Source organism: Litorisediminivivens sp. KMU-197 (genome assembly GCF_056858395.1).
This window is the reverse complement of the sequence record NZ_JBXEQG010000004.1, coordinates 142408-156339: the sequence shown is the minus strand read 5'-3', so window position 1 is coordinate 156339 and position 13932 is coordinate 142408. Positions and strand designations below refer to the sequence as shown.

Sequence of the window (13932 nt, the reverse complement as noted above, 5' to 3'; positions counted from 1 at the left end):
ATCCCGGCTGCTGGATAGGGCCGGACCTAGGCTTTGGTACGGGTTCCTGTCGGGTCATACATCGGTTTCAGGCTGGCCTCCGCGCGGAAACGCCGGCCCGCGACATCGATCTCATAGCTGGAGGCGAGCAGCGCCTCTGCCATCTCGCCTTCGCATGGCACATAGCCGAGTCCGATCGCGCCGCCCAGATGATGGCCGTAGTTCCCAGAGCTCAGATAGCCGACGATCTTGCCGTCCCGCAGGATCGGCTCAGCGTGATACAGCAGCGGCTCCGGGTCGGTCAGGCGGAACTGCATCATGCGCAGCTTCAGCCCCTCTTCGCGCTTGCGGAGAACCGCGTCGCGACCGATGAAGTCTGGCTTCGAGGTCTTGACGGCAAAACCCAACCCGGCCTCAAGGACGTGGTCCTCGCAGGTGATGTCGTGGCCGAAATGGCGGAAACCCTTTTCGATACGGCAGCTGTCCATCGCGTGCAGCCCGCAGAGCTTCAGCCCGGAACCGGCGCCCGCCTCCATGAGCGTTTCGAATACATGGCCGGCCATGTCGGTGCTGACGTAGATCTCCCACCCCAGCTCACCCACGTAAGAGACACGATGCGCCCGGGCCAGCCCCATGCCGATCTCGATCTCGCGGGCGGTGCCGAAGGGATGCGCCTCGTTCGAGAAGGTGTCGGGCGATGCGGCCTGCATCACCTCGCGCGCCTTCGGGCCCATCACGGCAAGGACGGCCTCGCCCGCGGTCACGTCGGTGATGACAACCGCGCGGTCGTTCGCCTGGCGCCGCAGCCAAGTCTGGTCGGCCAGCCGGGTCGCCGCCGGCGTCACGACAAGGTAAGCGGTTTCGGTCAGGCGGGTGACGGTCACGTCTGCCTCGATCCCGCCGCGTGGGTTGAGAAACTGGGTATAGACGATCTTGCCTTGCGCCACGGCCATGTCGGCACCGCAGACATGGTTCAGGAAGGCCTCGGCATCGGGGCCTTCGACACGGATTTTGCCGAAGGAGGACATGTCGTAAAGGCCCACCCCGCCACGGATCGCTTCGTGCTCGGCCTTCTGGTTGTCGAACCAGTTCTGGCGGCCCCAGCTGTACTGGTAGTCCCGCGTCTGCCCGGAAGTGGCAAACCAGTTGGCGCGCTCCCAGCCGGCAAGTTCTCCCATAACTGCACCCTGTTCCAGCAGGTGGGCATGAAGCGGGCTGCGCCGGATGCCGCGCGCGGTGGCCTTCTGGCGGTAAGGGTAATGGTCGGCATACAGCAGTCCTAGCGTTTCGGTGGACCGCTTGGCCAGGTAGGTCTTGTTACCCTGAAAGGGCTGCATCCGCCCGATGTCCACGTCGCCCAGATCAAAGGGCTTCTGGCCATCCTCCATCCACTGCGCCAGCGCCATGCCGGCACCACCCGCCGACTGGATGCCGATCGAGTTGAAGCCGGCGGCCACCCATACATTGTCCATCTCGGGCGCCAGCCCAAGGTGATAGGCGTCGTCGGGGGTGAAGCTCTCCGGCCCGTTGAAAAAGGTGTGGATACCGGCGTCGGCGAGGATCGGCATGCGATTGACCGCCTTCTCGAGCACCGGTTCGAAATGGTCGAAGTCCTCGGGCAGCTGGTCGAACTCGAAGGTTTCGGGGATGCCGTTCAGCGCCCAGGGCTTGGCCACGGGTTCGAAAGCGCCCAACAGGATCTTGCCTGCGTCTTCCTTGTAATAGGCATATTCGTCCGGAACGCGCAGGACCGGAAGCTCGGTCAGGCCAGGCACTGCCTCGGTCACGATATAGAAGTGTTCGCAGGCCTGAAGCGGTATGCTGGTGCCCAGCATCTTTCCCACGGCGTGACCCCACATGCCGGCGCAGTTGATCACATGCTCGGCCTCGATCCTGCCCGACGCGCCGTCCTCACTGGCCCAGTCCACGGCGGTGATGCGGCGACCGTCGCGGGTGACGCTGGTGGCCTTCACGCGCTCGGCGACGGTCGCGCCACGCTGCCGCGCGCCCTTGGCCAGCGCCAGCGCGATATTCGCGGGGTCGCCCTGACCGTCCCTCGGCAGATAGACCGCACCGGTCACGCCGTCGATGTTCACATGCGGGTACTTGGCCAGCACCTCCTGCGGGCCGATCTCTTCAACCTCGACACCGAAGGCGCGCGCCATCGCAGCCTGGCGATAGATCTCTTCCTTGCGTTCGCCGGTCAGCGCCGCGGTGATCGAGCCGACGCGCTTGAACCCGGTTGCGACACCGGTTTCCGCTTCCAACGCGCCGTAGAGTTCCTGCGAATACCGCGCAAGCCGGGTCATGTTCTGGGTCGCGCGCAACTGGGCGATCAGGCCGGCGGCGTGCCACGTTGTGCCGCTGGTCAGTTGCTTGCGCTCCAGCAGCACAACATCGGTCCAGCCCAGCTTCGTCAGGTGATATGCGACGGAGCAGCCGATCACGCCGCCACCGATGATCACTGCGCGGGCCTTGCTCGGGATCTTGTTCATAATGGGTCCTCAGGAGGTGTGTCGGGCAACGCGCCGACAGGGCCGCGTGGCGGAGTGCAAATGGCAAAGGGTGGCCGTGGCCCGCGGCATCGAGATGTCGCGCGGGGCTGTGTCCGGCAGGCCGGTTCTGGACGACCGAAACGAGTGGTGCTCTTTGTCACGTTCCCATTCACCGTCATATGAAAAAATCCGCAATTTTTTCATTATGTCGCGGCTGCGGGGTCTGTTCAAGTTCTCTCTTTGCGAAACGGTTGGGCCGTAAGCGCTATGCTGGACGCGCCGTCAGCGCATCGCCCGAACACAAAAGACCAGAGCTGTCATGGATAGGCTTTGCAGGGGTGAATCACGTCCAGGATCGAGAATCCCTGGATCGTGGCTCCGTCCCGTAACGCAAATTGAGGCAAGGCTGCATCCCGTCATCCCATGGCGCATACACCCGTTTTCGCACACCTCAGTCCCTCTGCCGTACCCGTAAGAACCGAAATATGTTGCTAAATCAGCCGAGCAGTGCTCAGCTTGGCGAAAATGATAAGGGAGGATGTCATGAAGAAAATCACACGGAAGGCTGCCGGTTCGGTTCTTGCCCTCACCGTTTCGGCAGGTGCGGGCTATGCCGAAAATCTCACGCTCTATTGCTCGGCACAGGAAGACTGGTGCCAGCTCATGGCGCGCAGCTTCGAGGACGCGACGGGTATCGATGTCGACATGACCCGCAAGTCCTCGGGCGAGACGTTTGCGCAAATCCGGGCTGAATCCTCGAATCCGAAGGGCGACGTCTGGTGGGGCGGGACGGGGGATCCCCACCTTCAGGCTGCCGAAGAGGGCCTGACGATGGAATACATGTCGCCGATGCGTGACCAGCTTCATGACTGGGCGATCAGCCAGGCCGAAAGCGCCGGCAACAAGACGATCGGGATCTACTCGGGCGCGCTGGGGTACGGCTACAACACCGACCTTCTGGAAGCCAACAACCTGCCCGAGCCGTCCTGCTGGAAGGACCTTCTGAAGCCCGAATACAAGGGGCATGTGCAGATGGCGAACCCAAATTCGTCCGGCACGGCCTACACCACCCTGGCCTCGATGGTGCAGATCTTCGGCGAAGACGAAGGCTTCGAATTCATGAAGGGCCTGCACAAGAACATCAACCAGTACACCAAGTCCGGATCGGCCCCGATCAAGGCAGCCGGCCGTGGTGAAAACACCATCGGCATCGTGTTCATGCATGACGCGGTGAAGCAGGCGGTGTCAGGTTTCCCGATCAAGGTCGTGGCGCCCTGCGAAGGCACCGGCTACGAGATCGGTTCGATGTCGATCATTGACGGGGCTCGCAACGAGGACGAGGCCAAGCAGTTCTACGATTGGGCACTGAGCGCCGAGGCACAGAATCTGGCGCTGCAGGTCAACGCCTTCCAAGTGCCGTCGAACAAGAGTGCGGACACCTCTGAAAGCGCGCCGGACATGTCGACGATCAAGCTGATCGACTACGACTTCAAGAAGTATGGCTCGTCCGACGAGCGCAAGCGCCTGCTCCAGAAATGGGATGAGGACGTCTCGGTACTGCCGCAATAATTGCCTGACGCATTTAAAAAGACATCCCACCCGGTTCTGCTCTTCTGGATCATAACCGGGTGGGTGGGATACCTTGTCCTGCCCTGGTACATGGTGGACGGCGGGCTTTGGTCCTTCGAATGGCTGTTCGACGGCTATCCCTTCGACACCGACTATGCGCCGGCCGCGTTCCTGATCGGGCAGGGCGAAAAGCTCTGGCTGGCACCACTTCTGGTGCCGCTGGCCTTGCCGCTGTTGGCGCTTGGACGCGCCAGGTCAGACCCTCTCCATGCACAGATACTCATCCTGTCCGGCGCGCTCGGATTCGGCTGGCTGATCGCGCAGGGCTTCAGCATCGGCATCCGCGGGTTCAATTATGACTGGCTCGACGCCTTGTTCGGAGAACCCCGGATCCGCCAGTTCGGCATGGGCTATGGCGCGATGATCTGCGCGTCGGCCTTCCTGTTCCTGTTGACCCAAGGCGTCGCCGCGAGGGGCGCGGTCAATGGCGATGTGTTCGTTGTCGGGGCGATCGGCGGCGTGATCACGATCGTCACAGCGTTCGTCTTTTTCCCGATCGCCAAGATGCTGTTCGCCGCCTTCGTGACGGAAGACGGGGCCTATTCACTATCGGTCTTTGTTTCGAAATTCTTCGATGACCGGCTTTGGGGGCTGGGCTGCTTCGCCGGAGCCAAATGCGGGGCGGCCTGGAATTCGCTGTTTCTTGCCGTTCTGGTCGGGTTGATCACGACCGCCCTTGGCCTTTGTTTCGCACTGGTCGTGACGCGGTCCGGCTTCCGGTACAAACGCGCGATCCGTGCGCTGACGGTCCTGCCGATCATCACGCCGCCCTTCGTGATCGGCCTTGCGCTGATCCTGCTCTTCGGTCTTTCGGGGTCCGTTACCGTTTTCGTCTCGGACCTGTTCGGGGTTCAGCCGACGCGCTGGCTCTATGGGATGCCCGGTGTCCTGATTGCGCAGACGCTTGCCTTCACACCCATCGCGTTTCTGGTTCTGATCGGCGTGGTCGAAGGTGTATCACCTTCGATGGAAGAGGCGGCGCAGACGTTGCGCGCCAATCGCTGGCAGACGTTCCGCACCGTGTCGTTGCCATTGATGCGCCCGGGATTGGCGAATGCCTTCTTGCTCGGCTTCATCGAATCCATGGCCGATTTCGGCAATCCGCTCGTTCTGGGCGGCAATTTCGACGTGCTGTCGACCGAGATCTTCTTTGCCATCGTCGGCGCGCAATACGATCAGGGGCGCGCGGCCGTGCTGGCCATGGTGCTCTTGTTCTTCACCCTTTCGGCTTTCTACGCACAGCGCGCGTGGCTCGGGAAAAAGAGCTACACGACCGTCACCGGCAAGGGCGATGCAGGTGTTCACCCCCTGATGCCGACCGGTCTTTCGGTTCCGGTCATGATCATCGCGCTGGTCTGGGCGATGTTTACCGCCGTCGTCTACGCGATGATCGTTTACGGCAGCGTGGTCGAGCTTTGGGGCGTGAACAACTCGCTCACCTTCAAGCATTACGTCACCGCCTTCAGCATCCGGATCGAAGACGAAGGCATCCGCTGGACCGGTGCGGCATGGGACAGCTTCTGGACGACGATCACCATCGCTGCCATCGCCGCGCCGCTGACGGCGGCCGTCGGTCTGGTTACGGCCTATCTGCTGACCCGGCAAAGCTTTGCGGGCAAGAACGCGTTCGAATTCGGTACGATGCTCAGCTTTGCGATACCCGGAACGGTGATCGGCGTCAGCTATATCCTTGCGTTCAACGTCCCGCCGATCGAGATCACCGGCACCGGCGTCATCCTCGTCGTCAGTTTCATCTTCCGTAATATGCCGGTTGGTGTCCGCGCGGGCATCGCGTCGATGAGCCAGCTCGACAAGTCGCTCGACGAGTCTTCCCTGACGTTGGGCGCGAATTCGTGGCAGACGTTCAAGCGGGTGATCCTGCCGCTATTGCGCCCGGCCATCCTTGCGGCGCTGGTCTACAGCTTCGTGCGCGCCATGACGGCGATTTCTGCCGTCATCTTCTTGGTGTCAGCCCGGTATGACATGGCGACAAGCTATATCATCGGGCGCGTGGAAAATAACGACTACGGTCTGGCGATCGCGTATTCGACCACGTTGATCTTCGTCATGCTGGCGGCGGTCGGATTGCTGCAATTACTAGTGGGTCGCGTTCAGATCGGCCGGCGAACCCAGCTTGCGTTGGAGGCAAAGCCATGAGCGAAGCGATCATCAGTTCCAAGGCCGCGCCAGTCCGGTTCGAGAAGGTCTCGAAGGTCTTCGGCAGAGATGTCGTCGCCGTCGACGCCATTGACCTGCAAGTCGACGCGGGAAAGCTCGTCACGCTTCTGGGCCCGTCGGGCTGCGGCAAGACGACGACGCTGCGCATGATCGCAGGGCTCGAGATGGCCAGTTCCGGCCGCATCCTGATCGGGGATCGTGACGTCACGAAGTTGCCGGCGACGGACCGGGACGTTTCGATGGTGTTTCAGTCCTACGCGCTGTTCCCGCATATGACGGTTCTCGAAAATGTCATGTACGGGCTCACCTTCTCCGGCTTCAAGAAGGATGAGGCGCGCAGCCGTGCGCTGGCAGGCCTCGACCTTGTGGGATTGAAGGGGTTCGACAACCGGCTCCCGTCCGAACTGTCTGGCGGGCAGCAGCAAAGGGTGGCGGTGGCCAGGGCGCTGGTGCTTGAGCCACAGGTTCTGCTGTTCGACGAGCCGCTATCCAACCTCGACGCGAAGCTGCGCCGCCAGGTGCGCGAAGACATCCGCGCCATTCAACAGGACCTTGGCCTGACGGTCGTCTATGTGACCCACGATCAGGAAGAGGCGCTGGCCGTGTCGGACGAAATCGTTGTCATGCGAAACGCGGCAATTGCACAGAAGGGTACCCCGCGCGAGCTTTACGACGCGCCGAACGACCGGTTCGTGGCGGATTTCATCGGAGAGGCGAATCTTCTGTCCTGTAACATCGTCTCGGTCGACGGGGATGCTGCAACGATCGAGATAGAAGGCTATCGACACATCCTGCCGTCGCGCGGTCTTCCCCTGGGGCCGGCCAAGCTGGCAGTCAGGCCGTCCCGTATCACCCTGGGCGGCGACAGCGGCATTCCGGCGACGATCGCCAAGGCGACCTATGTGGGGGTTCGCATGGAATACACGCTGACCGGCGCGTTCGGGCAGGTCTTCGCCGTGCACGAGGATGTCGACGAACCGCTTGAGCCGGGTACGTCAGTCCATATGGCCTTTGCCGCCAAAGGTCCGGTTCTGCTGCCGGAGTGATTGCGCGGCGTCGCAGTCACTTTGCCCAGGCGTCATCGACGATAGAGACGAGTTCGGGAAAAACCGCCGGCGTCCCAACCACCACACGGCCACCGGCCCGGATCATCTGATAGGGATCCTGATCCTCGATCTTGCCGCCGGCTTCCTTGATGAGCAGTTGTCCGGCAAGGCAGTCCCAAGCGTTCATGTGCTCTTCGACGTAGCCCAGAAGCCGGCCGGCCGCGACATAGGCCAGCGAAAGCGCACCGCTCGCATTGCGGTGGTACATTGCGCCGCGCTCGATCAGGGCGGCAATGACCGGCAGGACGTTATTCGCCTCGACGCGGTTGGAATACCCGACCGAGACGGTGCCGGCGTCAATGGCCACATCGGCCGCCACGGACATCGCCTTTCCGTTCAACGTCGCGCCCATGCCGCGCTCGGCGACATACATCTCGTCCACGTTTGCATCGTGGATGACGCCGATCTGGGTGCCCTTTTCGGAAACACCGGCAAGCACGATGGTCCAGGCGGGGATGCCGTTGACGAAATTGGTGGTGCCGTCGATCGGATCGATGACCCAGTCGAACCCGCTCGTTCCGCCTTTCGAACCGTGCTCTTCTCCGAAAATTCCGTCCTCCGGCCACGCGGCCGAGATTTCCTGCCGAATGAACGTCTCGACATTCTTGTCGGCCTCGCTCACCCAATCCTGGGCACCCTTGACGTCGACAACCAGATTGTCGCGATCGCGGAAGTATCTGAGCGCGAGGTCTCCGGCGGCGCGGCAGGTTGCAACCGCAAATGCCTTTCGGCGAGAGATTTCACTGTCCAAAATTCCGCTCCCTCGAATGGTGTGAAAGGCACGGTAACGCCAATCGAGTTGAAGCTGAACTGCATTTCACCGCCCGTGCAAATGGCTCGCGCGGCGCCTTTGCACTTGGCGGGAGTCTGATACACCCGCGTCCTGAGCTCAATTTCGGCACATTCGGTCCGCATTTGCAGGCTATTCATGTGTCAGGGAATTGGACGGAGATGCCCCTTGAACATGACCGCTGCTCTCGGATCCGAGACCGGACAAGTCCTCTGCATGACAAGGATCGACAGTCTCGATGGGCTGAACGCGCTGCGTCGCGGTTGGCAACGTCTTGCCGAGATCGACCCGCACTCCGGCATCTTCCTGTCCTGGGACTGGATGCACAGACTGCTCACCGACAACCCCGGATCCTGGCATGTGATGGTCGTGCGCGACCGCTCTGATCATGACGATATCGTCGCCATCCTGCCTTTGCGCCATGCCTTCTACTGGAGCGACAGCGGCGCAGCGTGCCAGACCCGGTATGATGCGGCCGGCCGTCTCGGCCTGAGTGACGCGACCGGGTTCCTGTGCGATCCCGAACGTGAAGATGCCGCCCTCACGGCGCTGGCGCATGGCGTCGCGCGCCTGCCGTGGAAGCGCATGTCCCTGCGCTATGTCTCGGCCCCGCACCGGGGTCGGATTTTCGCCTCGGCACTGGACACCTCCGGTTTCCGGGTCGATTGGCCGTCCTACACCGGCAACACCGAAACCACCAATCAACTCCGGGTGCCGACCGTGGCATTGCCCGACAGCTTCAAGGCCTACCTGCACGGAACCGTGAGCAAGAGCACCCGCAGCAAGATCCGCCGCTTTCGCCGCAAGTATCTGGAGGGCGGACCCTATCGCATCTCTCTGACGACGCCGGAGACCTTCGACAGAAATGCAGACGCATTGCAGCGCCTCTGGCGGTCGCGCTGGGGCGATACACTTTCAGCTTCTGCGTTGCACAGCTATCAGAAAAAGCAGCGTGCACTGCTTGAGAGATGCCAGAGCATGAATGCTCTGTTCATGCCGGTGCTGTGGAACGACACTCAACCCATAGGCATTCTGGCCCGGTTGATTGATCTTCCGCACAGCACCATGATTGGCCTTGTTGCCGCACGTGATCGCCGTGATACGTTGCCCTGCATCGGCTTGCTGTTGAATGCCTACTGCATCGAAGGCGCCATCGGCATGAATTTGACCAGCTACGAGCTGGGTCACGGAAACGAGCCCTACAAATACCAATACGGCGCAGCCGACAAACATCTGGCGTATCTGACCATACGCCGCCGAAGCGACGACCCGTCCGAGGTTTTCGACACAGGTTCGATCGCCCATGCCGCGCGCCGCGCACGCGAAGAGCTTCAGAAGGGCAGGCTTGAGCGTGCCGGAGAAATCCTGACCCAGATCGAGACCGTCAGCCGCCGCTAGAAAAACCTTGAACCCTCACCGCTTGACTGATCCGGTCGCCCGCGAAGACTTCCGGTCTGGCGGTGAGCGACAGCCTTGCGACGTCTTGCACGCGGAAGGTCTTTCCGGCAGACACGACGTCAATAGCAAGCCGTTATCAGATCACGGCGGCGGCCTGCGCAATGGCGCTGTCGCTGCCGGATGACCTTGAATACGGTGTCCCGGCTGGAGAAGGATGCAGACATGGAGCTAATCGCAAAGGCAACCGCGTTGGTGGGCGGCACTGTCGCATTCCTGCGGCGCATGGGGGCGCCCGCGCATCAGGCCGTCGGCGCTGACCCGGACATTCCCGAGGCCCGCAAGCAGGGGATCATGACGCTGAAGATGCCCGTCGCGGAAGGCTGGAAGGATGGCCGCCTGCCGATTTGCGCACCCGGCCTGAAGGTCAATGCCTTCGCCGCCGGGCTGGATCACCCCCGGTGGATCGAAGTATTGCCGAACGGCGACGTGTTGGTGGCGGAATCGAAGGAACAGGCCGGACCGCCGAAGACCCTGATGGATCATGCCGCGCAGGCAACGATGCGGCGGGTCAAGGCAATCGGCAAGAGCGCTAACCGCGTGACACTGTGGCGCGACGCCGACGGTGACGGCACGGCCGAGATCCGCAAGGTCTTCGTCGAAAATCAGAACCAGCCGTTCGGCATGGCTTTGGTTGGCCACAGGTTCTATCTCGGCAATACCGACGGTATCCGCGTCTTCGACTATTCGCCCGGTGACACCGCGCTGTCCGGCGCAGGCGAGAAGCTCGTTGATTTCAAGCCGCACGGACACTGGACGCGCAGCCTGATCGCCTCGCCCGATGGCAAAAAGATCTACGCCGGCGTCGGTTCGCTGTCCAACATCGGCGACGACGGTATGGAGGCCGAAGAGGGCCGCGCCGCGATCTGGGAACTGGATCTGGAGACTGGCGAGGCCCGCATCTTTGCTTCGGGCCTGCGCAATGCGGTCGGAATGGCGTGGGAGCCGGTGACAGGCAAGCTCTGGACCGCCGTCAACGAGCGTGACGGACTTGGCGACGAAACGCCGCCCGACTATCTCACGTCGGTCGCGGACGGGGGCTTTTACGGCTGGCCCTATTGCTACTGGGGCCAGACGGTGGACGACCGTGTTCCGCAGGACCCCGCGATGGTCGCCAAGGCGATCACGCCGGACTATGCCTTGGGCGGCCACACCGCGTCGCTCGGCCTGTGCTGGATGCCCGAGGACACCCTGCCGGGGTTCGGGGAAGGCATGGTAATCGGCCAGCACGGATCGTGGAACCGGTCGAAGCTGAGCGGCTACAAGCTGATCTTCGTTCCGTTCACGGACGGCAGGCCGAGCGGCCCATCTCGCGATATCCTGTCCGGGTTCCTGTCCGAGGATGAAAAGCTGGCCTATGGACGCCCCGTCGGCGTGACCCTCGGGCCGGACGGCAAATCGCTTCTGATGGCCGACGACGTGGGCGACATCATCTGGCGCGTGACGGGCGCCGCCTGAGAATGGGCGCGACGGTGCCTGTTTTGCACTGGCGCGCTGCCGGGGCCAAATAGGGCAGGGCCTGGGATCGGATGCACGTCTGCGGGTTCGGGCCGAAACGCCTTGCCATCCGCTGCGGGCCGGTGGCAACAGAATTCCCTTTCGCTTTGCCCGGTTCTCTTCGCCTCCAGGTCTCCGGCAAACGCACAATCACATGACCCAGCGCACGCCCGTATTTGCCCCGTTGTGATTTTGTCCTGAACATCGCGGGTGCACCCCAAGCATAACCCGCGTTCGTCGCGGCCCCGCCAACCAGAGGCTGATACGTCGCGGACAGGCGCCTAAAACACCATTGTGTCTGGCTAGGGCGGAAATGAAAACTATACCAATCTCTTGGGGACAGAGTCCTTGTGACCCGAATTCGTATGGAGACACCTGTTGCACGACGAGAGACTCGAACGCTCTGCAAGTCCTTCCCAAGAAGGCGAAATGGAACAGCTGATCCGGGCTCATGACTGGGACGCTTCACCTTTGGGGCGGCCCCGCGACTGGCCGCAGGTTCTGCATGTGCTGATCGACCTGATGCTGGCGTCGAGCCAACCGATGTTCATCGTCTGGGGTCCGGAACGAACCTTGCTTTACAACGATGCCTATAGCGAGATCCTGGCGGCGAAGCACCCGTGCCTCGGCATGGCATTCGAACGCGTCTGGAGCGAAATCTGGGATCAGGATCTCAAGCCGATCGTGCAGCGCGCCTACGATGGCGAGGCGCTGCACATGGCCGACATTCCGCTGATGATGCTCCGCAAGGGATACCTTGAAGAGACGCACTTTTCGTTCTCATACACGCCGGTTCGCGGCCCTGACGACACCGTGCAGGGCTTCCTCTGCCCCTGTCTGGAGATCACCGAACAGGTGCTCGAGGAACGCCGGGCGCAGATGCGAATTCAGCTGACCGAAATATTCCGCACCGCGCGCGATCCGGCAACGCTTTGCGTCGATCCCGCCGCGCTGCTCGCCCGCCACTTCGGGGTATCGCAAGGCGCATATGCCCAGATCGACGAGACCGGGGAATACGCGATTATCCATCGCGACTGGAATGACGGAAGCATACCAAGCTGCGCCGGGACACACCGGCTGCAGGAATTCGGCCCTGATTTCATCGCCGACCTGAAGCAAGGCCGCAGCATCGTCATTTCCGACGTCAGCAAGGATCCCCGTACGTCCACACCCGAGGCGCTTCACAACTTCGCGGGACGGGGCATCCGCGCATTCCTGAATATCCCGCACCTGCGCAATGGACAGCTTGTCGCGGTGCTGGCCCTCCATTCGCCGCAACCGACCTTCTGGAACCCCGCCGATGTCGCACTGGCCGAGGAGGTCGCGCAGCGCACGCATTCCGCACTGGAAGCATCCCGCGCCGACGCGGCCCGCCGGGTCAGCGAACAAAGCTTGCGTGAAACCCGTGATGCGCTGGCGTTGGCGACAAAGGCCTCCAGCCTCGGATGGGCAACATGGGATTTTACCAACGGGTCGGCCAGCGTAGACGCTTGCGGCACCGAAATCATGGGCTTCGAGACGGGCGATGTGATGATCGAAGACTGGGTGAATCGGGTTCACCCCGACGATCTTGCACGGTTCGACGAAGAGGTTCGCAATTGTCTGCGCGAGGGGCGGCCGTTCGATTTGGAATACCGCATCCTGCACCCTGACGGCAGCTTGCGGCACCTGCACGGCACCGGCGTCTTCCAGACGGACGAGGACGGCGAACCCGTCCTCGGCACCGGTTTCGTCCGCGATGTCACCGAACGCAAGCGGTCCGAGCAGCGCCAGAACATGCTGATGGCCGAGCTTGACCATCGCGTGAAGAACATCCTCGCCGTCGTGCAGTCGATCGCGCGCCAAAGCCTTGCGCGCGGTCAGGGCGACAAGAAGGAGGCCGCGGACCGCCTGGTCGGACGAATCTCGGCCCTGGCCCAGTCGCACTCCCTGCTGGCTCGCAGCCGCTGGCAGGGTGCCAGTTTCGAAGTGCTGGTCGAAAACGCCCTCGCGCCCTATCGCGGCGAAGGCGCCGAGCGCGTCCACCTTGACGGCCCCGAACTCAAGGTCACTCCAAAAGCGGCGCAGACCCTGACGCTTGCCTTGCACGAACTGGTCACCAATGCGGCGAAATACGGTGCGCTCTCTGGTCAGGACGGCATGGTTGCGGTGACATGGCATCTGGCCGGTGTTGAGGATCGACGGTTGGTCATAGACTGGCGCGAAACCGGTGGCCCGACGATCGAAGCCCCGCCCAGCCGAACCGGATTCGGCGCCATCCTGATTGAGAGCATGCTGACCGCTGATCTCGGCGGCTGTGTGACGCTCGACTATGCCCGTGACGGGCTGCATGCGCTGATAGACCTGCCGCTCGACAATCTGCGGGCCGAGGTTGTGCAGTCCGACCATCCGGTGAACCCGGTCAGGGTCCCTGCGGGGGATCAGGCGCTGCTGGCCGGCAAACGGGTTCTGGTGGTCGAGGATGAACACCTCGTGGCGCAGGAAACCGTCGCGGCATTGCAGACCGTTGGCTGCTCGGTGGTCGGCCCCGTCGCCACGATGGAGGCCGCGCTGACAATGGCGGCGAATGAAAGCTTCGACACCGCGATCCTCGACGTCAATCTGAACGGCGATCTGGTCTGGCCTGTCGCGCGCGTCGTCCAGTCGCGCGGCATGCCGTTCGCGTTTGCCACCGGTTATTCCAGGATTATCGAAATTCCGGCCGAATTGAACGGCACGCCCTGGATCGAGAAGCCCTTTAGCCCGGACCAGCTGATCCAGACCCTTGGAGCGGCGCTGGACGGACACAGCGCGGACTGAGCGG

The 13932-nt window shown here is 62.4% G+C and carries 8 protein-coding genes; 6 read left to right on the top strand and 2 right to left on the bottom strand.

Annotated features, from left to right (window positions below):
* Positions 1-26: 26 nt before the first annotated feature.
* On the bottom strand, positions 27-2474 hold the full coding sequence (locus AC04PT_RS10785) for a GcvT family protein (RefSeq protein WP_482873688.1): 2448 nt from the start codon (positions 2472-2474) through the stop codon (positions 27-29).
* A gap of 543 nt (positions 2475-3017) precedes the next feature.
* Between AC04PT_RS10785 and AC04PT_RS10780 the strand changes: the two genes are divergently transcribed.
* The 3 genes from AC04PT_RS10780 (at position 3018) to AC04PT_RS10770 (ending at position 7327) form a co-directional block, all read left to right on the top strand.
* On the top strand, positions 3018-4043 hold the full coding sequence (locus AC04PT_RS10780) for an ABC transporter substrate-binding protein (protein WP_482873687.1): 1026 nt from the start codon (positions 3018-3020) through the stop codon (positions 4041-4043).
* 90 nt (positions 4044-4133) lie between these two features.
* Positions 4134-6260 carry an ABC transporter permease gene (locus tag AC04PT_RS10775; protein ID WP_482873977.1) on the top strand — a complete coding sequence of 709 codons (2127 nt, stop codon included), beginning with the start codon at positions 4134-4136 and terminating at the stop codon, positions 6258-6260.
* A complete protein-coding gene (locus tag AC04PT_RS10770) occupies positions 6257-7327 on the top strand; it encodes an ABC transporter ATP-binding protein (protein WP_482873686.1) in 1071 nt (356 codons plus the stop codon). Before AC04PT_RS10775 ends, AC04PT_RS10770 begins: the two co-directional genes overlap by 4 nt.
* Before the next feature lie 16 nt (positions 7328-7343).
* Here the strand turns inward: AC04PT_RS10770 and AC04PT_RS10765 are convergent, their stop codons facing one another.
* Entirely contained in the window at positions 7344-8138 is a 795-nt protein-coding gene (locus AC04PT_RS10765) for an inositol monophosphatase family protein (protein ID WP_482873685.1), read from the bottom strand.
* 213 nt (positions 8139-8351) lie between these two features.
* Between AC04PT_RS10765 and AC04PT_RS10760 the strand changes: the two genes are divergently transcribed.
* From AC04PT_RS10760 to AC04PT_RS10750, 3 genes are all read left to right on the top strand, one after another.
* Complete coding sequence (locus AC04PT_RS10760; protein ID WP_482873684.1) at positions 8352-9575, top strand: GNAT family N-acetyltransferase; 1224 nt, start codon at positions 8352-8354, stop codon at positions 9573-9575.
* Positions 9576-9797: 222 nt separating this feature from the next.
* Positions 9798-11090, top strand: coding sequence for a PQQ-dependent sugar dehydrogenase (locus AC04PT_RS10755; RefSeq protein WP_482873683.1), 1293 nt, complete (start codon positions 9798-9800; stop codon positions 11088-11090).
* A gap of 468 nt (positions 11091-11558) precedes the next feature.
* Complete coding sequence (locus AC04PT_RS10750) at positions 11559-13928, top strand: HWE histidine kinase domain-containing protein (protein WP_482873682.1); 2370 nt, start codon at positions 11559-11561, stop codon at positions 13926-13928.
* Positions 13929-13932 lie beyond the last annotated feature (4 nt).